This is a genomic window from Acerihabitans arboris, from assembly GCF_010131535.1.
GTDB classification, from domain to species: Bacteria; Pseudomonadota; Gammaproteobacteria; order Enterobacterales; family Enterobacteriaceae; genus Acerihabitans; species Acerihabitans arboris.
On sequence record NZ_WUBS01000001.1, the window covers coordinates 466,914 to 488,184 of the forward strand.

At 59.4% G+C, this 21,271-nt stretch carries 18 protein-coding genes; 10 read left to right on the plus strand and 8 right to left on the minus strand.

Annotated elements, in window-relative coordinates; translation table 11 throughout:
- Window positions 1-197: 197 nt before the first annotated feature.
- The 3 genes from xylH to xylF form a co-directional block, all read right to left on the minus strand.
- Window positions 198-1,376 carry a xylose ABC transporter permease XylH gene (xylH, locus tag GRH90_RS02105; RefSeq protein ID WP_162364228.1) on the minus strand — a complete coding sequence of 393 codons (1,179 nt, stop codon included), beginning with the start codon at window positions 1,374-1,376 and terminating at the stop codon, window positions 198-200.
- Complete coding sequence (locus tag GRH90_RS02110) at window positions 1,369-2,898, minus strand: xylose ABC transporter ATP-binding protein (protein WP_162364229.1); 1,530 nt, start codon at window positions 2,896-2,898, stop codon at window positions 1,369-1,371. Before GRH90_RS02110 ends, xylH begins: the two co-directional genes overlap by 8 nt.
- A gap of 84 nt (window positions 2,899-2,982) precedes the next feature.
- Window positions 2,983-3,978: a D-xylose ABC transporter substrate-binding protein gene (gene xylF, locus GRH90_RS02115; RefSeq protein WP_162364230.1), complete on the minus strand. Its 996-nt coding sequence runs from the start codon at window positions 3,976-3,978 to the stop codon at window positions 2,983-2,985.
- Window positions 3,979-4,463: 485 nt separating this feature from the next.
- Between xylF and xylA the strand changes: the two genes are divergently transcribed.
- The 3 genes from xylA to xylR all read left to right on the plus strand — a co-directional run bounded on the left by xylA (window position 4,464) and on the right by xylR (window position 8,660).
- A complete protein-coding gene (gene xylA, locus GRH90_RS02120; protein ID WP_162364231.1) occupies window positions 4,464-5,783 on the plus strand; it encodes a xylose isomerase in 1,320 nt (439 codons plus the stop codon).
- A 129-nt stretch (window positions 5,784-5,912) separates the two neighbouring features.
- Complete coding sequence (gene xylB, locus GRH90_RS02125; RefSeq protein ID WP_162364232.1) at window positions 5,913-7,367, plus strand: xylulokinase; 1,455 nt, start codon at window positions 5,913-5,915, stop codon at window positions 7,365-7,367.
- A gap of 114 nt (window positions 7,368-7,481) precedes the next feature.
- Window positions 7,482-8,660: a D-xylose utilization transcriptional activator XylR gene (xylR, locus tag GRH90_RS02130; protein ID WP_162364233.1), complete on the plus strand. Its 1,179-nt coding sequence runs from the start codon at window positions 7,482-7,484 to the stop codon at window positions 8,658-8,660.
- A 53-nt stretch (window positions 8,661-8,713) separates the two neighbouring features.
- Here xylR and GRH90_RS02135 read toward each other — a convergent pair whose 3' ends face one another.
- Window positions 8,714-9,091 (minus strand): winged helix-turn-helix transcriptional regulator, encoded by a 378-nt coding sequence (locus tag GRH90_RS02135; RefSeq protein WP_162364282.1) that lies wholly within the window; start codon window positions 9,089-9,091, stop codon window positions 8,714-8,716.
- Between the two features lie 124 nt (window positions 9,092-9,215).
- Between GRH90_RS02135 and GRH90_RS02140 the strand changes: the two genes are divergently transcribed.
- Window positions 9,216-10,073 (plus strand): SDR family oxidoreductase, encoded by an 858-nt coding sequence (locus GRH90_RS02140; RefSeq protein WP_162364234.1) that lies wholly within the window; start codon window positions 9,216-9,218, stop codon window positions 10,071-10,073.
- A 49-nt stretch (window positions 10,074-10,122) separates the two neighbouring features.
- Here GRH90_RS02140 and GRH90_RS02145 read toward each other — a convergent pair whose 3' ends face one another.
- From GRH90_RS02145 to GRH90_RS02160, 4 genes are all read right to left on the minus strand, one after another.
- The gene (locus tag GRH90_RS02145; RefSeq protein ID WP_162364235.1) at window positions 10,123-10,554 is read right to left on the minus strand and encodes a CopD family protein; all 432 of its coding nucleotides are present in this window, start codon (window positions 10,552-10,554) and stop codon (window positions 10,123-10,125) included.
- Window positions 10,551-10,925 carry a DUF3817 domain-containing protein gene (locus tag GRH90_RS02150; RefSeq protein ID WP_218586192.1) on the minus strand — a complete coding sequence of 125 codons (375 nt, stop codon included), beginning with the start codon at window positions 10,923-10,925 and terminating at the stop codon, window positions 10,551-10,553. Before GRH90_RS02150 ends, GRH90_RS02145 begins: the two co-directional genes overlap by 4 nt.
- Window positions 10,926-11,145: 220 nt before the next feature.
- Entirely contained in the window at window positions 11,146-12,396 is a 1,251-nt protein-coding gene (locus GRH90_RS02155) for an FAD-dependent monooxygenase (protein WP_162364236.1), read from the minus strand.
- Between the two features lie 233 nt (window positions 12,397-12,629).
- The gene (locus tag GRH90_RS02160; protein ID WP_162364237.1) at window positions 12,630-13,277 is read right to left on the minus strand and encodes an L-fuculose-phosphate aldolase; all 648 of its coding nucleotides are present in this window, start codon (window positions 13,275-13,277) and stop codon (window positions 12,630-12,632) included.
- 596 nt (window positions 13,278-13,873) lie between these two features.
- Here GRH90_RS02160 and GRH90_RS02165 point away from each other — a divergent pair.
- The 6 genes from GRH90_RS02165 to fucU all read left to right on the plus strand — a co-directional run bounded on the left by GRH90_RS02165 (window position 13,874) and on the right by fucU (window position 21,180).
- Window positions 13,874-15,373, plus strand: coding sequence for a sugar ABC transporter ATP-binding protein (locus tag GRH90_RS02165; protein WP_162364238.1), 1,500 nt, complete (start codon window positions 13,874-13,876; stop codon window positions 15,371-15,373).
- A 3-nt stretch (window positions 15,374-15,376) separates the two neighbouring features.
- Window positions 15,377-16,357, plus strand: a complete 981-nt coding sequence (locus GRH90_RS02170; protein WP_162364239.1) for an ABC transporter permease — start codon at window positions 15,377-15,379, stop codon at window positions 16,355-16,357.
- Between the two features lie 53 nt (window positions 16,358-16,410).
- The gene (locus tag GRH90_RS02175; protein WP_246235805.1) at window positions 16,411-17,370 is read left to right on the plus strand and encodes an ABC transporter substrate-binding protein; all 960 of its coding nucleotides are present in this window, start codon (window positions 16,411-16,413) and stop codon (window positions 17,368-17,370) included.
- A gap of 63 nt (window positions 17,371-17,433) precedes the next feature.
- Entirely contained in the window at window positions 17,434-19,194 is a 1,761-nt protein-coding gene (locus GRH90_RS02180) for an L-fucose isomerase (protein ID WP_178112984.1), read from the plus strand.
- A gap of 85 nt (window positions 19,195-19,279) precedes the next feature.
- Entirely contained in the window at window positions 19,280-20,758 is a 1,479-nt protein-coding gene (gene fucK / locus GRH90_RS02185) for an L-fuculokinase (protein ID WP_162364241.1), read from the plus strand.
- Window positions 20,752-21,180: an L-fucose mutarotase gene (gene fucU / locus GRH90_RS02190; RefSeq protein WP_162364242.1), complete on the plus strand. Its 429-nt coding sequence runs from the start codon at window positions 20,752-20,754 to the stop codon at window positions 21,178-21,180. The genes fucK and fucU overlap by 7 nt, the downstream gene beginning before the upstream one ends.
- Window positions 21,181-21,271: the final 91 nt, after the last annotated feature.

Consider the following 21,271-nt stretch of genomic DNA (forward strand, 5'->3'; position numbering starts at 1 on the left):
AATTTAATAGACTATTTAAAAAATCGCCAATATATATTGCTTGTTTTTTAAGCTGATTTAATCAGCGTTTAACTTTTGATTAATGGGTTTAACGACGTTATTCATAAACGCACCTTGAACCCTGCGAAGGAGCGGTCCGGCGCGCCGGATAAAAAAAGGCCGCCCGTCGGCGACCTTCCCTGAGGCAACATCGGGTTTCACACCCGCTTTTTGCTGGCGGTATCCATCCACACCGCCAATAGCAGGATGGCCCCCTTGACGATGTACTGCCAAAACGTGGGTACGTCCAGCATGCTCATGCCGTTATCCAGCGAGGCCATGATAAACGCCCCCATTACCGCCCCGGCCACGCCGCCGACGCCGCCGGCCAGGCTGGTGCCGCCGATGACGCAGGCGGCAATGGCGTCCAGTTCGGCGATATTGCCCGCCGACGGCGACCCGGCCCCCAGGCGGGAGCTGAGGATCAGCCCGGCAATCGCCACCATCAGGCCGTTGATGGCGAAAACCGCCAGCTTGGTGCGTTCGACGTTGACGCCGGAGAGCCGGGCGGCGTCGATATTGCCGCCGATGGCATAGACGCGCCGGCCGAACGCGGTACGGGACGCCATAAACAAGCCGGCCAGCATCAACGCCACCAGGACCAGCACCGGCGTCGGCACGCCCCGGTAATCGTTAAGCAAATAGATGGCGCCCAGCACCACCACGGCGGTAATCGCCTGGCGGGTCATATCGCCGGTGCGGGTGGGCACCGATAATCCCAGCCGCCGGCGATTGCCCCGCCGGCGCCACTGCCAGGCGATAAACAGCACCAGGCTGACGAATCCGATGCCGAAGCCCACCCCGCCCGGCAGGTAGCTCTGCCCTATCTGCGACATGGCGGGTGAGGTAGGCGATACCGTGGTGCCGTTGGTGACGCCGATTAAAATGCCGCGAAAAGCCAGCATCCCGGCCAGGGTAACGATAAACGACGGGACTTTACGATAGGCCACCCACCAGCCGTTCCAGGCGCCAAGCACCAGTCCGAGCACCAGCGTCACCACGATGGTCAGCGGCAGCGGCCACCCCAGCCAGACGTCGAAAATCGCCGCCGCGCCGCCCAGCAGCCCCATCATCGAGCCGACCGACAGGTCGATCTCCGCCGAGATAATGACAAACACCATGCCGACCGCCAGGATGCCGGTAATGGCGGTCTGGCGCAGCAGGTTGGAGATATTGCGCGCGCTCAGATAGGAGCCTTCGGTGGTAAAGGTAAAAAACAACATGATGACCACGATGGCGGCCAGCATGACAAACACCTGCAGGTTCATGGATTTCAGACCGCCGGCGGCGACGGGACCGGCGACCGTTGCACCGTCGGTGCGCGTAATTTTAGACATGGGAGTCACTCCTGAGCGCCGCTTCCATCACCTGTTCCTGCGTCAGGCCGCGGTTGATAAGATCGGCTTTAATGGAACCCTGGTGCATCGCCAGTACCCGATCGCTAATGCCCAGTACTTCGGGCAACTCCGAGGACACGACGATAACGGCAATGCCCTGCCGCACCAATTGGTTGATCAATAGATAAATTTCCTGTTTGGCGCCGATATCTATGCCCCGGGTCGGCTCGTCAAGGATCAGGATGTCCGGATTCAGCAGCAGGCATTTGGCCAGGATGGCCTTTTGTTGGTTGCCGCCGCTAAGCCGGCCGATGGCCAGCTCCGGCGAAGACGTTTTCACCTTAAGCCGCTCGATGGCGTCGCGCACCGCGGCCTGTTCGCCGGCCTCATCCACCATGCCGAATCCACCGGTGAATTGCCTGAGCGCCGCCAGGGTAATATTGGACCCGACGCTCATCACCGGCACGATGCCGTCCTTTTTCCGATCCTCGGGCACCATGGCGATCCCCCGGCGCATCGCCTGGCGACAGTTGGCGAAGCGTACCGGCGCGCCGTTAAGGATAATCGAGCCCTCCCAACGGCCGGGGTAGCTGCCGAACAGGCACTGCACCAGCTCCGTACGCCCCGATCCCACCAGCCCGGCGATGCCGAGGATTTCACCCTTATGCAGGCTAAAGGCGGCATTGTTGACGCGACGGATATGCCGGTTAACCGGATGCCAGGCCGTCAGGCCCTCCACCCGCAGGATTTCCTCGCCAATCGCATGGGGCTGGCGGGGATAAAGCTCCGTCAATTCGCGCCCCACCATCATGGTAATCAGCGCTTCCTCGCTCAGGCCCGCCGCCGGGCGGGTGGCGATATGCCTGCCGTCGCGTATAACGCAGATCACGTCCGATATGGCTTTGACTTCATTGAGCTTATGGGAAATATAGATGCAGGCGATATCGTGATTGCGCAAATCGTCGACGATATCGAGCAGAATGGCGGTTTCACTTTCGGTCAGCGAGGCGGTAGGCTCATCGAGGATCAGCAGGCGTACCTGTTTGTTAAGCGCCTTGGCGATTTCCACCAGCTGCTGCTGGCCCAGCCCCAGTTCGCCGACCCGGGTGTTGGGATCAATATTCAGTTTTACCTGCGCCAGCATCCGCTGGCAGCGCAGGTACATATTGTCGTAATCCATTACGCCTAATCTTGCCCACTCGACGCCGAGAAAAATATTCTCCAGCACCGTCATCTGTTTCACCAGCGCCAGCTCCTGATGAATGATGGCAATGCCCTTTTGTTCGGTATCGCGTACCCCGTGCGCCACCAGCGGTTCGCCGCCAAACAGGATTTCGCCGTCGAAGGTGCCGTGCGGATATACCGCCGACAGCACTTTCATCAGCGTCGACTTGCCCGATCCGTTTTCGCCGCACAGCGATAACACCTGGCCGGCCTCGATGGACAGCGAGACATTATCCACCGCCTTGACCTGGCCGAACCGCTTGGTGATATTTTTCATTTCCAACAAATTTGACGCCATGATAATCAACCTCCGCAACCGGGCCGCAGCATAGGGCGGCCCGGTTCAGTTCACGTCACAGACAACAACCGGCGTTCAGGCGGATTAGTTCAGATCGGACTTCTTGTGGAAACCATCGGCGATGACCGTACTTTCTATATTGCTTTTATCCACCGAAATCGGCGTCAGCAAATAGGAGGGGACATCCTTAAGGCCGTTGTTCAGGGACGCGTTGGACTTGGGCTTTTCACCATTGCCCAGCTGTACCGCTATTTCGGCGGCGGCGCTCGCCAGCTGTTTAATGGGTTTATAGACCGTCATGGTCTGGGTACCCTGGTTGATGCGCTGGATCCCGGCCAGATCCGCGTCCTGGCCCGAGATGGCCACCTTGCCGGCCAGTCCCTGGGCAGCCAGCGCCTGGATGGCGCCGCCGGCGGTGGCGTCGTTGGACGCCACTACCGCGTCAATTTTATTATTATTGGCGGTAAGGGCGTTCTCCATGATTTTCAGGGCGTTTTCCGGTAACCAGCCGTCGGCCCATTGGTCGCCGACGATTTTTATCTTGCCGCTGTCGATCAGCGGCTTAAGCACCGTCATCTGCCCGGCGCGAAACATTTTGGCATTATTATCCACCGGCGAGCCGCCCATCAGGAAATAATTACCCTGGGGTACCCGATTGACCAGGCTTTGCGCCTGTAATTGTCCTACTTTTTCATTATCAAAGGAGATATAAAAATCCACATCAGCATTATTTATCATTCGATCATAAGCGAGGACTTTTATCCCTTCCCGTTTCGCTTCGGCAATAACGTTACTTAACACCTGGCCGTTGTAGGGAATAATGACCAGCACATCAACACCGCGATTGATCATATTCTCGATTTGTGACATCTGTGTTTCTTCATTGCCGTTGGAGGATTGGACAAACACATCGGCACCGAGGGACTTTGCTTTATCGACAAAAATATCGCGATCTTTTTGCCAGCGCTCCAGGCGCAGGTCGTCAACCGCCATGCCGATCTTGATTGGTTTGGCCATGCCCGGCTGGCTTAACAACACCAGCGCCGCGCAGGCAAAAAGCAGGAGGGTTTTCAGTTTCATCTTTAATTCCTTATGTTACTTTCATAAGAACATATTCAGCAAGGGACATTGCCGAGCAACGGATAAGAATCAAACCTTTACACAGTAGTGATGCGTAGGATGCCCGAACGGCGGCAGAGTTAACCCACGTAGTATTAGTGTTGAAAATCAGCAGCGGCAATTGCAAATTTTCACAACGGCATTACGATATTTTACTCAAATGCGGGTTCTGTGAGCTGCGCCTTATTTTACCAGCGGCGCCAAGCCCGGCCGGACATTAATCCTTGCGGCTTTCCCGTCTAGAAGCGTTTTTTTTCCTTCATTCCCTGTGATCTCGCGCACAATTAATAATTTCATGAATAGCGATGTGAAATAACGTAATTGATTGCGCCAAGGCTTATTACCAGAATCAACCACAGAGTAATTTATTTCGCCGACGTATTTACCCGCCGGCGCGGTAAATCCCGTCCGCTTCAGAACGGACCTGGTGTTTCCAAGGAGTCATTATGTCTCAATTCTTTGATCAAGTTGAAAAAATCCGTTTTGAAGGTACGCAAAGCACCAATCCGCTGGCTTTTCATCATTATAACGCCGGCGAAAAAATATTGGGTAAACGCATGGAGGACCATTTGCGCTTTGCCGTCTGCTACTGGCATACCTTCTGCTGGGGGGGCACCGATATGTTCGGCGTGGGTTCCTTCAATCGTCCCTGGCAGCAGGCGGGAGACGCGCTGGCCCAGGCGCGGCTGAAAACCGACGTGGCCTTTGAGTTTTTCAGCAAGCTGGGCGCGCCTTACTACTGCTTTCATGATATTGACATCCTGCCCGACAGCCCGACCATCAAAGACTACCTGAATAACTTTGCCATCCTGACCGACGTGCTGGCGCAAAAACAACAGGAAACCGGCCTTAAGCTCCTGTGGGGCACGGCAAACTGCTTTAGCCACCCGCGTTACGGCGCCGGCGCGGCCACCAGCCCCGACCCGGAAATCTTCGCCTGGGCCGCCACGCAGGTCAACAGCGCCATGGACGCCACCCGGAAACTCGGCGGTGAAAATTACGTGCTGTGGGGCGGGCGCGAAGGTTATGAAACCTTGTTGAATACCGATTTGCGCCAGGAACGGGAACAGATCGGCCGCTTTATGCAGATGGTGGTGGAACATAAGCATAAGACCGGCTTCCAGGGCGCGCTGCTGATTGAACCGAAGCCCCAGGAGCCGACAAAACATCAGTACGACTATGACGTCGCCACGGTGTATGGTTTTTTGCAACAGTTCGGCCTGGAAAAAGAGATCAGGGTTAACGTCGAGGCCAACCACGCAACGCTTGCCGGCCACACCTTCCACCATGAAATCGCCACCGCCATCGCCCTGGGCATTTTTGGATCGGTGGATGCCAATCGCGGCGACCCGCAGTCCGGCTGGGATACCGACCAGTTCCCCAATAGCGTGGAGGAGAACGCGCTGGTAATGTACGAAATTATCAAGGCCGGCGGCTTCACCACCGGCGGGCTGAATTTTGATGCCAAGGTCCGCCGCCAAAGCACCGATAAATACGATCTGTTCCACGGCCATATCGGCGGCATGGATACCATGGCGCTGGCGCTGAAGGTCGCGGCGAAACTTATCGAGGACGGCCGCCTGGATCAGATGGTCAAGGCTCGTTACGCCGGCTGGAACGGCGATTTGGGACAGCGGATATTGCAGGGCAACCTATCGCTTGCCGAACTGGCGCAGTACGCCGGCAAGCACGCCCTGGCGCCGCAACACCAGAGCGGGCAGCAGGAACTGCTGGAAAATATCGTCAACCAGGTGCTGTTCAGCTAACGCCGCGGGGCACCGCAGACCCTGCCAGCCAAAACTGGACAGGATTGCCGGTAGCGCCGCGCGGGCGGACCGCCGCCATGGACCCTATGCGCGGCGCCCGCGTCGGCATGATTTGATGGAGGATAGCGTATGTATATCGGCATAGATTTGGGCACGTCCGGCGTGAAGGCCATCCTGCTGGATGAGCAACAGCATATCCTGGGCAGCCATACGGAAACCCTGTCGGTCTCCCGGCCCCGGCCGCTATGGTCCGAACAGGACCCGGAACACTGGTGGCGGGCCGCCGACCGGGCCATGCGCGCGCTTGCCGCCCGGCATGACCTGAGCGGCGCGCGCGCGCTCGGGTTGACCGGCCAAATGCACGGCGCGACGCTGCTCGATAAGCATCGGCTGGTGCTACGCCCGGCCATTTTGTGGAATGACGGGCGCAGCTTTGCGCAGTGCCGATCGTTGGAAGACGAAGTACCCCGATCCAGGGAGATTACCGGCAACCTGATGATGCCCGGCTTTACCGCGCCCAAGCTGCGCTGGGTGCGCGAACACGAGCCGGAGATCTTTGCGGCGGTGGACAAGGTCCTGCTGCCGAAAGACTATCTCAGGCTGCGTTTGACCGGCGATTTTGCCACCGATATGTCCGACGCGGCGGGGACGATGTGGCTGGACGTCGGCCGCCGCGACTGGAGCGATGAGCTGCTCGGCGCCTGCGGCCTGTCCCGGGCGCAGATGCCGCGTTTGTTCGAGGGCAGCCAGGTTACCGGCAGCCTGCTGCCGCAGGTGGCGGCGGGCTGGGGCATGCCCCCGGTGCCGGTGGTGGCCGGCGGCGGCGACAATGCGGCCGGCGCCATCGGCGTCGGCCTCTACCGCCGGGGGCAGGCCATGCTGTCGCTGGGCACCTCGGGCGTCTATTTTGCCGTCAGCGACGGATTCCTCAGCAACCCGGAACAAGCGGTACACAGCTTTTGCCATGCGTTGCCGGGCACCTGGCACCTGATGTCGGTGATGCTCAGCGCCGCCTCCTGCCTGGACTGGGCGGCCAGGCTAACCGGCCTGGGCAGCGTGCCGGCATTACTGGAAGCCGCCGCGCAGTGCCCTCCCGGCGCGGCGCCGGTGTGGTTTTTGCCCTATCTGTCGGGCGAGCGCACGCCGCATAATAATCCCAACGCCACCGGGGCGTTCTGGGGACTGACCCATGAACACGGCCCGGGCGACCTGGCGCGGGCGGTGGTGGAAGGCGTCAGCTTCGGCCTGGCGGACGGCATGGACGCGCTGCATGGCACCGGCCTGCGGCCGGACAGCATTACGCTTATCGGCGGCGGCGCACGCAGCGAATACTGGCGCCAGCTGCTGGCCGATGTCAGCGGCGAGGCGCTGGACTACCGCACCGGCGGCGACGTCGGCCCGGCGCTGGGCGCGGCGCGGCTGGCGCGGCTCAGTTGCCACCCGGGCGCGTCGTGGGCCGACATGCTGCCCGCCCTGCCGTTGGAGGCCCGCTATACGCCGGATAAGGAACGGCACGAGGCCTACCGCGAGCGGCGGAAATTATTCCGCCGGTTCTATCAACAGGTGGCGCATTTGGGCGAATAAAACCTCGCCCGCACTTTATGATGAATTTGCTAGCTGGCGCACATACGGCCAATTCTTTCTCATTGTTCAAAGGTATATGCTGGCCTTCGGCAGATTTTCGCGAGAACTCCCCGTATGTTTGAAAAACGTTATCGTATAACTCTATTATTTAATGCCAATAAAGTGTACGACCGCCAGGTTATCGAGGGAGTGGGGGAGTATTTGCAGGCGTCGCAGTGCGATTGGGATATTTTTATCGAGGATGATTTCCGCTGCCGTATTAATCGTATCGAGGAGTGGCTGGGTGACGGCGTGATCGCCGATTACGACGATAAGCAAATTGAACAGCTGCTCAGCGACGCCAAGGTGCCGATCGTCGGCGTCGGCGGCTCGTACCAGCATACCGAGGAGTATCCGCCGGTACATTATATCGCCACCGATAACCATGCGCTGGTGGCCAGCGCCTTTTTGCACCTGAAGGCAAAAGGCCTCAATCGTTTTGCTTTTTACGGCCTGCCGGCCAGCAGCGGCAAACGCTGGTCCCATGAGCGCGAGCAGGCGTTTCGCAAGCTGACGGCGGATGAATATTACCAGCCTATAGTCTACCAGGGGGTGGAAACCGCGGTGGATAACTGGCAGCATGCCCAGAACCGGCTGGCCGACTGGCTGCAGTCCCTGCCGCCGCATACGGGTATTATCGCGGTGACCGACGCCCGCGCCCGCCATCTGCTGCAGGTATGCGAACACCTGAATATCGCCGTGCCGGAAAAGTTGTGCATTATCGGCATCGACAATGAGGAACTGGCCCGCTGCCTGTCGCGGGTCGCATTGTCCTCCGTGGCCCAGGGCACCCGCCAGATGGGTTACCAGGCCGCCAAGCTGCTGCATCAGATGCTGAATAAATCACGTTTGCCGCTGCAACGGGTGCTGGTGCCGCCGCTCAAGGTCATGGAGCGCCGCTCGACGGATTTCCGCTCGCTGCGCGACCCGGCGGTGATACAGGCGATGCATTATATCCGTTATCACGCCTGCAAAGGCATTAAGGTCGAACAGGTGCTCGACGTGGTGGGCATGTCCCGCTCCAACCTGGAAAAACGGTTCAAGGACGAGACCAGCAAAACCATTCATAACGTGATCCACGAGGAAAAGCTGGAGAGCGCGCGTAATTTATTGATCTCCACCTCATTAACCATCAATGAGGTGTCGCAAATGTGCGGTTATCCTTCGTTGCAGTATTTTTATTCGGTATTTAAAAAAGGTTTTGATATTACGCCTAAGGACTATCGGGAAAAACATGCCGAGATGCCGTATTAAAAACCCGTTTTTCCCCCCGGCATGCCGCCCCTAGGGTATTGATGGCCGCCGTGTTACGCCGTAGTGTCCCCGTCGCGTCGCGCCCGTTTTTCCTGGCGCGCCCGCGCAATCTGCGGCATATGGGTTTCAATCCAGTCGGCCAGGCCTTCCACGATGCCGCCGACCTCCCGGCCCAGTTCGCTCAGGCTATATTCCACATGCGGCGGCATCACCGGCAGGGATTTACGCACGATCAGGCCGTCGTCCTCAAGCCATGACAGGGTCTGCGCCAGCATTTTTTCGCTGACGCCGCCCACCTTACGGCGCAGTTCGCTAAAGCGGTGGGTGCCTTGCGACAGGGCTATCAGCACCAGCACGCCCCAGCGGCTGGTCAGATGTTTCAGTACGTCCCGCGACGGGCAGTTGACGTTCAGCAGCTCGCCGCGCTGCATTTGTCGTCCCAGTGAGGACGCCGGCGGTGGATTAGTTTTCAAATACTTACCTATTTGTTAGTACTTACTTAAAGTAAGTATAGAGGATATGATGAGCATTCTGAACCCCCCGAAGGAGAATATGATGATTGTCATTACAGGCGCGACCGGCCAACTGGGCCGCTTGGTTATTGCTGAATTATTGAAAACCCATCCGGCCGCGGAGTTGGTGGCCGCCGTGCGCTCGCCGCAAAAAGCGCAGGATCTGGCCGCGCTGGGTGTTAACGTGCGCCAGGCCGATTATAACCGGCCCGAGACGCTGGACAGCGCCTTCCAGGGCGCGGAAAAGCTGCTGCTGATCTCATCAAACGAGATCGGCCGGCGGGTGGAGCAGCATCGCGCGGTGGTCGACGCCGCCAAACGCGCCAAGGTTACGTTGCTGGCCTATACCAGCCTGCTGCGTGCCGATACCAGCCCGCTGGGGCTGGGTGAAGAACACCGCGCGACGGAAGCGTTGCTGCATGATTCCGGCCTGCCGGTGGCGCTGTTGCGCAACGGCTGGTACAGCGAAAACTACGCCGCGGGCATTCCCGCCGCCCTGGCCCGCCATGCGCTGGCAGGCGCGGCCGGCGACGGCAGGATAGCCTCGGCCGCGCGCGCCGACTACGCCGCGGCCGCGGCCGCGGTATTAACCCTGGACGGACAGGCCGGCAAGAGTTATGAACTGGCGGGCGACGGCGCCTATACCCTGACCGAACTGGCGGCGGAGATTTCCAGACAGGCCGGCGCCGAGGTGAAATATGTTAACCTGCCGCGGGATGAATACCAGGCGCTGCTCATCAAGGCCGGGCTGCCTGCACCTATCGCCGCGCTGCTGGCGGATTCCGATGCCGGCGCGGCGCAGGGCGGACTGTTTGACGACCGCCGGCAGCTCAGCCGGCTGATCGGACGCCCCACCACCCCCATCAAGGATACGGTGGCCGCCGCGCTGCAAGCCGGCTGATTGCCGGGGCCGACGATGGTTGCGCATGCAGGGATCGGGAATATCCGCGCTACAGCGGCTGGAGCACAATCAGCAGCACGCAGGCGACCAGCGCCACCAGGATAAACGCGGCGGCATGGCCCAGGATGGCCGGGGCCTTGAGCTCGGCGCGTCCCAGGCTGCGGCGAAACGATCCCGACTGCATACCGTGCAGCGCCGATAGCGCCAGGACAAAGATCGCCTTCACGATTAACGACAGGGACGGCGGCCAGTTGCCCATCATGGTCAGCGCCAGGCCGGACAGCCAGGTGAGTACCATGGCCGGCAGCGTGGCGGTTTGGTTAAAGCGCTGGATGGCGCTGAATATCCGCAGGCCGGGCGAAAGCTCGGCGACGGGCATTTTTTTCCAGGCGGCCATGGCCACCGCCAGCAGCAGCATGCCGCCGATCCATACCGTTATCGCCACCAGGTGCAGCGATTTTACCAGCATAAAGGTCATCATATCCGTTTCTCCTTGGCCGGCGCGTCATCCACACCCGGTCCGGCTGCACGCCGTTTGATCGTGCCCACGTTAAAAAATGTCCCGAAAGGGATAAACGCCAGGATCAGCAGCCGCGCCACCTGGGCTTTACGCCACATGCCGCCGGAAGCGGTGTTGATCACCATCCAGGCATAAAACAGGAAGGCCAGGCCGTGGATCGGCCCCATCATCGCGGTCACCTGTGGATAACCGGCGAGATGTTTTAGCGGCACGGCAACACACACCAGGATCGCCAGCGTGCTGCCCTCCACCAAAGAGGCGAGATGCAGGCGTTTTAACAGCGTAAGCTCCTGGCCGTCCAGCCCGGGCCGCCCTTGATCATTGATGGCCACATTAGCCCTTATTGCCGCCGCGGCGGCGGTAGTTATGATAAAAGTAGGGTTATTCTAACTGCCGGGCGGAAAGGCGGCAAGCGGGCCGCGGTCAAAGCTGCCGGCGGCGGGAAGCCGGCCCCCGCGCGGGGTGATATGGCGTTTTATAGCGCGCCGGATGAACCAGGGCGGGCGACGGCGCGCCCTGACGATAACAGCCTGGGTGATTAACGCCGTCCGGTTATCCCGGGATTGGACGCGTTTCTTCCGACGGTTCGCCGCGTGTCGCCGCGCCGTCGGGCGGGCGGAACGCGGTGGCGTCGTAGGAGAATACCCAGTTGGCCTCCAGGCCGGATGCATTTGGGTTCATCATGGCCTTGAGCTTATAGCTGAAATCCCGCCTGAACTGCTGCCAGGGCGTGGGCAAATGATAGATTTTACCCCGTTCGCGCGCCGTGAGCTGGACCCTGCTGGTGCGCGGCAACCGCTCCGCCTCGTATAACCGCAGCGCCTCGGGAATATCGCCGGCATTTGCCGCCAGTACGCAGGCCAGTACATAACCGTCCTCCATCGCCATCGCCGCGCCCTGGGCCAGGAAAGGCAGCATCGGATGCGCCGCATCGCCCAGCAGGGTGATACGTCCCCGCGACCAGTGGCGCATCGGATCACGGTCGAACAATCCCCATTTCAGGACGTTTTGCGCGCAAGAGAGGATGCGCAGCAGCTCGGGATGCCACCCGCTAAAGGTGCGCATCAGCTCGTCGCGATTGCTGGGCAAATGCCAGGATGACTCCTGCCAGTCGGCGGCTTCGCTGACCGCGACGATGTTGAGCAGCCGACCGCCGCTGATGGCGTACGTCACCACATGACCGTTTGGGCCCAGCCAGACGGCGGACACCGGACTGATAAAATCGGGACGCTCGCCAAGGGGGATGGAGGCGCGCCAGCAGATATGCCCGGTGAAGCGCGGCGCGTCGCCGCCGAACAGCGCGTCGCGTACCACCGAGTGGACGCCGTCGGCGCCCACGATCACGTCGGCCTCGAACTCTTGGCCATCATCAAACCGCGCAACCGCCGCCTCGTCCTGGTTCAGCACCGCCATGCAGCGTGCGTTGTGGGTAATATGGCGCGGGTCGACAAGCCCCACCAGCATCGCCAGCAGATCGGCCCGGTGCAAATGGTAAAATTCCGCGCCGAACAGCTGCGGACAAGCGTCGGACAGGGGGGTACGAAACTTCTCCCGCCCGGTGCGCCAGTTGCGCCCGACGATCGCCTGCGGCAGGTATCCCAACCGCTGAAGCTCGTCACCCAATCCCAGGGCCTTTAAGATTTTTACCGCGTTCGGCGTCATTTGCACGCCCGCCCCCACCTCTTTATATGCCGCTGTACGTTCAAACAGATGTGCTTCCATGCCCCGTTGCTGCAATGATGCGGTCAATGCAGCGCCACCGATACCTCCGCCGATGACTCCTATACGAAGCTTACGATTCATTCAGTTGACCTTTAGTGAATAAACGTTTGAAGAAAACTGCCTCACACCTTTTGTCGGAGCCTGCCCGCGAACCGCCGTGGGTACCGGCGGGCAGGCGCAGCACATGTCGGGAGGTTCAGGTAACGCCCGCCGCCGCGGCATATGGAGTGCTAATGTCAGTGTTGTTCACCACCGCGGACGAAGCAATGGCCGGGGCGTTATAGACATATTGCTTATTATTTGATGAATAACGGCTAGTGATCCACGCGCAGGCCGTAGGTTTTAAATTTTTCCACCACCCGGAGTATCTCATCGTCGGGCAGCACCGGCACCGGATCGACAATCGGCAGCAATTTTAAATACAGCGCGGCCAACACTTCCACCTCATGGGCCAGCCACAGCGCCTTGGCCAGGTTCGCTTCCGCGGCGATCAGGCCATGATGCTGCAACAGGATGGCCTTGCGATGTTGTATCGCCGCCGCCACGTGCCCGGAAAGCGCCTGGCTGCCAAAGGTCGCATAAGGCGCGCAGGGAATATCATTCCCGCCGGCGGCGGCAATCATGTAATGGATCGCCGGGATCGGCCGGTTGAGGATCGACACGCCGGTACAGTTAACCGCATGGTTATGCACTACCGCGTTGGCGTCCGGCCTGGCGTGGTACACCGCCTGGTGGAAGCGCCATTCGCTGGAAGGGATTTTGTCCGTTTCGCCGTGCCCCTGGCCGTCGACAAACACGATGTGCTGCTCGGTAAGCAGCTCATAGGCAATGCCGGAAGGGGTAATCAGCATTCCGCCCTGGTGACGGACGCTGACATTGCCGGCAGTGCCCTGGTTCAATCCCAGGCGCGTCATTTCCAGGCAGGTGTCGATGATCGCGCGCGCTAAGGTCGTTCTTCCCATGGTTATTCCTCGCATTGATATTTTGCCGGGCGCCAATGCGCATCGGCACAATTTACCCGCACAATAATTAACTGGCCGACTCACGCCGCCGCCAAATAGCGTTATATATGTGACGTAATCGACAATATTTTGCTGGGCGCGCAATTTTAAAGCAGATTACATATGTTAATGATTGCCCGTTTTTTTAATAAACCGCTCATACGGTCATTTATCCACGTTTATTTTTTTCCGCTGGGATAAAAAACACTTTAATAATCCCCTTTTTTAGTGACTAACTTCACAATTTATTTACATAACCGGCTATATGCCATGGCGACGATAGGTTTTTAATTTCAGCTGTCTTAGATTTTTTCCAGCGGCGGTATTTTGCCTCAAACAATGTTGTCACCCTGCGCCGGGGTGTTAACCCTGCGAACGCCGGGAAGACACATGAATAAATAAACATAATTATTATACACTTGCCTTTACAAGCCCGATCGCCATCACAAAAAACGCATAAAGCCTTTGTATTATTTCCAGGCGTTTCATAAATAGCTAACTCGAGTTAGCTAAAAGATAAAACCACCTTTTGTAGTACGTTTTTATCCGGAGGCAACATGTCTGAAGCGTTATTAACCATGAAGCATGTTACGAAACGATTTCCCGGCGTCCTGGCCCTGGACAACGTTAATTTCGATTTAAATCGCGGGGAAGTCCACGCGCTGTTGGGAGAAAACGGCGCGGGTAAGTCCACATTGATGAAAATTTTATCCGGCGTCTATTCCTGCGATGAAGGCCAGATAGTACTGGAGGGCCGACCGGTGACCATCAGCAGCCCAATCCAGGCGGGCGCCCTGGGCATTGCCATTATTCATCAGGAATTCAACTTATTTCCCGATTTAACCGTTGAGCAAAATATTTATATTGGCCGGGAATACCATAAACGCCATAAATGGATTCTGGATGAAACCGCCCAGCGGCAGGCGGTGCTGGATATCCTGGCAATGTTAAACCTGAACATCGATCCGACGCGTCGCATCAGCCAATTAACCGTGGCGCAGCAGCAGATGGTGGAAATTGCCAAAGCGCTGTCGGTCAACGCCAAAATCCTGATTATGGACGAGCCCACGGCGGCCCTGACCGAGAGCGAAATCGACAGTCTGTTCAAGGTTATCGAACTGCTGAAGTCGCAAGGGGTGGCCATCGTTTATATCTCCCACCGGCTTGAGGAACTGGCCCTTATCGCCGACCGGGCAACGGTGATGCGCGACGGCAAATATATCGCCACCGTCGACTACACCAGGGTGCGCATCGAGCAGCTGATCGCCATGATGGTGGGACGGGATTTGGGCGATATCTATCCTGCCAGGGCGGCAACGCCGGGCGACGAGGTGGTGCTGGGGGTACGTAACCTCGGGCGCCGGGGCGTGCTGAGCGATATCACCTTTGAGCTGCGCAAAGGCGAAATCCTCGGCATCGCCGGGCTGATGGGCGCCGGCAGGACCGAGGTGGCGCGGGCGCTGTTCGGCGCCGATCCCATGGACTGCGGCGAAATCAGCCTGTCCGGCCGTGATGTCACCATTAATAGCGTACATGGCGCCATTGCCCTGGGCATCGGCTACCTGACCGAAGATCGCAAAAAGGACGGCCTGGCGCTGGGGCTGTCCGTCGGCACCAATATCATGCTGAGCAGCTACCGGCAGTATGCCAACCGGTGGGGAATAATCGACGATAAACGTTGTAATTCCGTAAGTGAAAGCCTGCGCCGCCAGTTACGCATTAAAACTCCCGACTTGGAACAGTTGGCGGTTAATTTAAGCGGCGGCAATCAGCAAAAAATAATTATCGCCAAATGGCTTTGCAAGAATTCGGAAATATTGATTTTTGATGAACCAACCCGGGGCATCGACGTGGGCGCCAAGCTCGAAATATACGATCTGATGAATCAACTTACGGCGGAAGGTAAATCCATCATCATGATTTCATCTGAATTACCGGAGATCCTGGGCATGTGCGACAGGATATTGATAATGCGGCAGGGACGTATTACCGCCGAGCTGTCATCCGCGCAGGCTAATCAGGAAAACATCATGAAATATGCGACGCTGGAGGGATAGATTATGCTGGGCATAACCAAACATTTACAGACTGGCTCCAATAAAAAAATGAGCAATAAAGCGTTGCTGATGCGTTTTGCACCGCTGCTGAGCTTGATCCTGCTGATGATATTTTTTAGCCTCGGTTCGCCGTTTTTCCTTAATACCGAAAACCTGATGACCATCGCTTTGCAAACCTCGGTGATCGGCATTATGGCCATCGGCGTCACCTACGTCATCATTACCTCCGGCATCGATTTGTCGCTGGGATCGGTGGTGGCCTTTTCCGGGGTGGCGATAGGCCTGGCCGCCGCCGCCGGACTGCCGCTGGCGCTGTGTATCCTGAGCGGGGTGCTGGGCGGCTGGCTCTGTGGTTACATCAATGGTTTGCTGGTGGCCAGGGCGGCCATTCCCCCCTTTATCGCCACGCTCGGACTGATGATGTCGGTGCGCGGCGTCAATATGGTGCTGACCGACGGCCGCGCCATTTATTTCTCGCAATATCCCGGTTTTAAAACGCTGGCCCAGGGCAAGCTGTTTGATTTCCTGCCCTACCCGGTGATCTATCTGGTGGTATTGGCGGCCATCGCCGCCTATATCCTGAAAAGAACCGTGATCGGCCGATATATCTACGCCATCGGCAGCAATGAGGACGCCGCGCATCTGTCGGGCATTAAAGTCAGAAAAGTCAAAGTCTTCGTTTATATGTTCTGCGGCATCTTAACCGGCATCGCCGGGGTGGTGTTGGCGTCACGGCTGAATTCCGGGCAACCGACGGTGGGGGTGGGTTATGAGCTTGAGGCCATCGCCGCGGTGGTTATCGGCGGCACCAGCCTAATGGGCGGCATCGGCACCATCGGCGGCACCATTATCGGCGCCTTTATCATGAGCGTGCTGAAAAACGGATTGAATTTAATGGGCGTATCGCAATTCTGGCAAATGGTTGCGATGGGCATGGTCGTGATCGCGGCGGTGTACCTGGATACGCTGCGTAAAAAAATCTGATTCACCGACGTCACCGTTACCTGGACTGTATAAAAATAACTTCGGAGGTTGTCATGATGAAATTAATCAGGCTGTGCGGCATTGCGCTGATAACGATATACGGCGCGGGCAGCGCCTGGGCCGCCAATAACCAGATCTATATTCCAGTGGTCAGCAAGGGCTATCAACATGAATTTTTCCAGACGGTAAAACTGGGTTCGGAGGCGGCGGCAAAAGAATTAGCGATTAAAACCAGTTTTGTCGGTCCGTCCGACGAAACGCAAATCGCCGAACAAATCCAGCTGATGGAAAATACCATGACGCGCCAGCCCAGCGGTATTTTGCTGGCGGCCCTGGACGCCAATGCGCTGGTGCCGCTGGTGGAAATGGCGCACAGCAAAAAAATCGCCGTGGCCACCTTTGACTCGGGCGTCAATTCCGATATCCCGGTGAGTTTTGTCGCGACCAATAACGTCAAGGCGGGATCCGCGGCGGCGGACGCCCTGGCTAAAGAGGTGGGCGGCCAGGGCAAGGTCGGCATTATCGCCCATGTGGCCGGCACCACGTCGGCGATAGAGCGCACCGAGGGCTTCACCAAGACCATCAAGGAGAAATACCCCGATATAACCCTGCTGCCGGTGCAATACAGCGACGGCGATCCGCAGAAAGCCATGGATAAAACCATCGACATGGTGCAGGCCAACCCCGATTTGGCGGGCATCTACGCCACCAACGAGGGATCGACGCTCGGCGTGGCCAACGCCATAGACAGCCTGAGCCTGGCCGGCAAGGTCAAGGTGATCGGCTTCGACAGCACCGAGGCGATCATCGGTTTCCTCAAATCCAATACCCTGCAGGGCTTTATCGTGCAGGACGCTTACCAGATAGGTTACCAGGGCATCAAGACCCTCGATAGCTACCTGAAGGGGCAGAAGGTGGCGAAAGTCATCGACATCCCGGTGAAGTTCGTCACCCAAAGCAATCTTAACGATCCGGCAATCCAGAAATTGCTCTATCCGTTCGGCAAAAAATAGCCGCCACCACCAGAAGGAATCGCTATGAGCAGCACATCAGTTTCACCACGCAGGCACGACGATATGCGGGCAATCGGCATTCGTCCGGTGATCGACGGTCGCCGCCTGGGCATCCGCGAATCGCTGGAGGAGCAAACCATGAATATGGCGCGCGCCACCGCCGCCTTGTTAACCGCTTCCCTGCGTTACCCGAACGGCGAGCCGGTGGAGTGCGTGATTGCCGACACCTGCATTGCCGGGATGGCGGAATCCGCCGCGTGCGAGCGCAAATTCAGCGGCCGCAACATCGGCCTGACCATTACCGTGACGCCCTGCTGGTGCTACGGCAGCGAAACCATCGATATGGACCCCTTCCGCCCGAAGGCCATTTGGGGCTTTAACGGCACCGAGCGGCCCGGCGCGGTGTACCTGGCCGCCGCGCTGGCCGGCCATAACCAAAAGGGCCTGCCGGCGTTCGCCATCTACGGCCATGACGTGCAGGACGGCGGCGACGACGGTATTCCCGACGACGTACGGCAAAAACTGCTGCGCTTCGCCCGCGCCGGCATTGCGGCGGCCTCCCTGCGGGGCAAAAGCTACCTCTCGATCGGCGGCGTCGCCATGGGCATCGCCGGCTCCATCGTGGATCACGACTTTTTTGAATCCTGGCTGGGCATGAAGGTCCAGACGGTGGATATGACCGAACTGCGCCGCCGGATGGATCAGCGCATTTATGATGAGGATGAACTGGCGCTGGCGCTGGCCTGGGCGGATGACGCTTTCCGTTTCGGCCAGGACAAGAACGCGCGGCGGTATCGCCGCACCGCCGAACAAAGCCGGGCGGTCCTGCGCGACAGCCTGCTGATGGCCATGTGTATCCGCGACATGATGCAGGGCAGCGATAAGGTGGCGGCCAAAGGGTTTATCGAGGAGTCGCTGGGGTATAACGCCATAGCCGCCGGCTTCCAGGGACAGCGGCACTGGACCGATCAATATCCCAATGGCGATACCGCCGAGGCGTTGCTCAACAGTTCGTTCGACTGGAACGGGGTGCGCGAGCCGCTGGTGGTGGCGACGGAGAACGATAGCCTGAACGCCGCCGCCATGCTGTTCGGCCGCGCCCTGACCGGCACCGCGCAGATATTTGCCGACGTGCGCACCTACTGGTCGCCGCAGGCGGTGGAACGCGTCACCGGCCACCGGCTTGAAGGCCGGGCCGCCGGGGGCATCGTTCATCTGATCAACTCCGGTTCGGCGGCGCTGGACGGCACCTGTCGCCATACCGACGCCCGGGGCGACCCCACCATCAAACCCCATTGGGAAGTCACCGAGGAGGATACGCGGGCCTGCCTGGCGGCCACCGAGTGGTGTCCGGCCATTCATGAGTATTTTCGCGGCGGCGGTTATTCGTCATGCTTTTTAAGCCGGGGCGGCGTGCCGTTCACCATGACGCGCGTCAATATGATCAGGGGCGTGGGACCGGTGCTGCAAATCGCCGAAGGCTGGAGCGTGGATTTGCCGGCTGAAGTTCACGATACCCTGAACCAGCGCACCGACTCCACCTGGCCGACCACCTGGTTCGCGCCAAGGCTGACCGGCGAGGGGCCGTTTCGCGACGTGTATTCGGTCATGGCCAACTGGGGCGCCAACCACGGTGTGCTGACGGTCGGCCATGTGGGCGCGGATTTTATTACCCTAGCGGCGATGCTGCGCATCCCGGTGTGCATGCACAACGTGGCGCAAGAGGATATCTACCGCCCCTCCGCCTGGGCCGCCCACGGCATGGACCCGGAAGGACAGGATTACCGCGCCTGCGCTAACTACGGCGCGTTATATAAAAAATAAATCCGGCGGTGCGCGGCCGCATTCCCCCGCCGTTCGCGGGATTGCCGGCCGCGCGGCGCGCCCTTGACGCGAATCGGGAGCTCACATGAGCCAAGACGTGGTTATCGTGCTGGACTGCGGCGCCACCAATATACGGGCGATCGCCATCGCCCCGGACGGCCGGGTGGTCGCCAAGGCCCTCACCCCGAACGCCAGCCTGCCCGCAGCCGAAAACCCGGACTGGCAAATCTGGTCGCTGGACAAAATCATGGACGGCTTCGGCCGCTGCGCCCGCCGCCTGACGACCGAACTGTCGTCCTGCCGGGTGCGCGGGCTGGCCGTCACCACCTTTGGCGTCGACGGCGCGCTGGTGGACCCGCAGGGCGGATTGCTCTATCCGGTCATCAGTTGGAAATGTCCGCGCACCGCGCTGGTGATGGCTGATATCGCCCGCTATATCGCCCCGGCGGAATTGCAGGGCATCTCCGGCATCGGCCAGTTCAGTTTCAATACCCTGTACAAGCTTATCTGGCTAAAACAACATCACCCCGCGCTGCTGGCAAAGGCCCGCGCCTGGCTGTTTATCTCATCGCTTATCAACCATCGGCTGACCGGCGCGTTTACCACCGATCGCACCATGGCCGGCACCAGCCAGCTGCTGGATGTCAGGCGCGAACGCTTCAGCGAGCGGATATTAGGCGCCATCGGCCTGGATGCCGCGCTGTTTCCACCGCTGGTGAACGCCGGCGATACCATCGGTGCGCTGCTGCCCGCGGCGGCGGCAATGCTTGGCCTGCCGGCCGGGCTGCCGGTGATCGCCGCCGGGCATGATACGCAGTTTGCCCTGTTCGGTTCCGGGGCGGAGCTAAACCAGCCGGTGCTATCATCCGGCACCTGGGAAATACTGATGGTGCGTACCCGGCGGGTGGATACCGGATTATTGCCGGACATTGCCGGCTCCACCTGCGAGCTGGACAGCTGCGCCGGCTTATTCAATCCCGGCCTGCAATGGCTGGCGTCCGGAGTGCTGGAATGGGTGCGCGAACTGTGCTGGCCGGCTACGCCGCCCGGCGAGGTCTACCGGGATATGATGCGCGAGGCGCGGGAAGTGCCGCCGGGCGCCGACGGCGTCAGGATGCGCGGTTCATTGCTGGCGAGCGGGTCGGGGCTGGCAAGCTGGCATGGCCTCTCGCTGACCGCCCGGCGCGGGCATATTTATCGTGCCGCGCTGGAAGGGCTGGCCGTTACCCTGCGCGACAACCTGGCGTTATTGCAGCAAATCGGCGGTTTCACCGTCAGCGAACTGACGCTGGTGGGCGGCGGCGGACGCAACGCGCTGTGGAATCAAATCAAGGCCGACCTGCTCAATATGCCAATCAAGGTGATGAATGAAGCGGAAACCACGGTACTGGGCGCCTCGATGTTTATCTGGAGCGGCGTCGGCTATTTTCCTTCCCCCGGCCATGCCCGCGGCCAGGTCGCCTATCAATATCAATGGTTCAGGCCTGGCGGCGACTATGCCGGCGTTCAGTTGGCGCCGCCGCCCGGGCCATTATCCCCCCAACCTGGAGATCGTTTATGCTGAAATTGATATCACCGCTTATCTCGCCGTCGCTGCTCAAGGCGCTGGCCGAAATGGGCCATGGCGATGAGATTATTTTTGCCGACGCGCATTTCCCGGGCCATTCCCTGGGGCCGCAGGTGCTGCGCGCCGATGGCCTGGAGATCGGCCCGCTGCTGGCGGCGGTAATTCCGCTGTTCCAGCTGGACAGCTACGCCCCGCCGCTGGTGATGATGCTGCCCGGCGCGGGCGATGAGCTGGACCCGACGGTGGAAAACGGTTACCTGCGGGCCTTGTTCGGCGCGGGCGAACGCCTGCCGGTGACGCGTATTGACCGATATGCGTTTTATGAGCGCGCCCGCCGGGCGTTTGCCATCGTCATGACCGGGGAGCGGGCGAAATATGGCAATATCTTACTAAAAAAAGGCGTTACGCCCATATTTTGACCACCCGATGCCGTATCTTATGCCGACAACCGCCTGCGCGCCCTTCCGGGGCCGCCGCAGGCCGGGCACAGGGCAGGGCGGCGGGAGGGCA

Bases quoted from the DNA above. Each gene is read 5' to 3' on its own strand.
- xylH (WP_162364228.1), bottom strand. From the start codon at position 1,376: ATGTCTAAAATTACGCGCACCGACGGTGCAACGGTCGCCGGTCCCGTC.
- GRH90_RS02110 (WP_162364229.1), bottom strand. From the start codon at position 2,898: ATGGCGTCAAATTTGTTGGAAATGAAAAATATCACCAAGCGGTTCGGC.
- xylF (WP_162364230.1), bottom strand. From the start codon at position 3,978: ATGAAACTGAAAACCCTCCTGCTTTTTGCCTGCGCGGCGCTGGTGTTG.
- xylA (WP_162364231.1), top strand. From the start codon at position 4,464: ATGTCTCAATTCTTTGATCAAGTTGAAAAAATCCGTTTTGAAGGTACG.
- xylB (WP_162364232.1), top strand. From the start codon at position 5,913: ATGTATATCGGCATAGATTTGGGCACGTCCGGCGTGAAGGCCATCCTG.
- xylR (WP_162364233.1), top strand. From the start codon at position 7,482: ATGTTTGAAAAACGTTATCGTATAACTCTATTATTTAATGCCAATAAA.
- GRH90_RS02135 (WP_162364282.1), bottom strand. From the start codon at position 9,091: ATGCAGCGCGGCGAGCTGCTGAACGTCAACTGCCCGTCGCGGGACGTA.
- GRH90_RS02140 (WP_162364234.1), top strand. From the start codon at position 9,216: ATGATTGTCATTACAGGCGCGACCGGCCAACTGGGCCGCTTGGTTATT.
- GRH90_RS02145 (WP_162364235.1), bottom strand. From the start codon at position 10,554: ATGATGACCTTTATGCTGGTAAAATCGCTGCACCTGGTGGCGATAACG.
- GRH90_RS02155 (WP_162364236.1), bottom strand. From the start codon at position 12,396: ATGAATCGTAAGCTTCGTATAGGAGTCATCGGCGGAGGTATCGGTGGC.
- GRH90_RS02160 (WP_162364237.1), bottom strand. From the start codon at position 13,277: ATGGGAAGAACGACCTTAGCGCGCGCGATCATCGACACCTGCCTGGAA.
- GRH90_RS02165 (WP_162364238.1), top strand. From the start codon at position 13,874: ATGTCTGAAGCGTTATTAACCATGAAGCATGTTACGAAACGATTTCCC.
- GRH90_RS02170 (WP_162364239.1), top strand. From the start codon at position 15,377: ATGCTGGGCATAACCAAACATTTACAGACTGGCTCCAATAAAAAAATG.
- GRH90_RS02175 (WP_246235805.1), top strand. From the start codon at position 16,411: ATGATGAAATTAATCAGGCTGTGCGGCATTGCGCTGATAACGATATAC.
- GRH90_RS02180 (WP_178112984.1), top strand. From the start codon at position 17,434: ATGCGGGCAATCGGCATTCGTCCGGTGATCGACGGTCGCCGCCTGGGC.
- fucK (WP_162364241.1), top strand. From the start codon at position 19,280: ATGAGCCAAGACGTGGTTATCGTGCTGGACTGCGGCGCCACCAATATA.
- fucU (WP_162364242.1), top strand. From the start codon at position 20,752: ATGCTGAAATTGATATCACCGCTTATCTCGCCGTCGCTGCTCAAGGCG.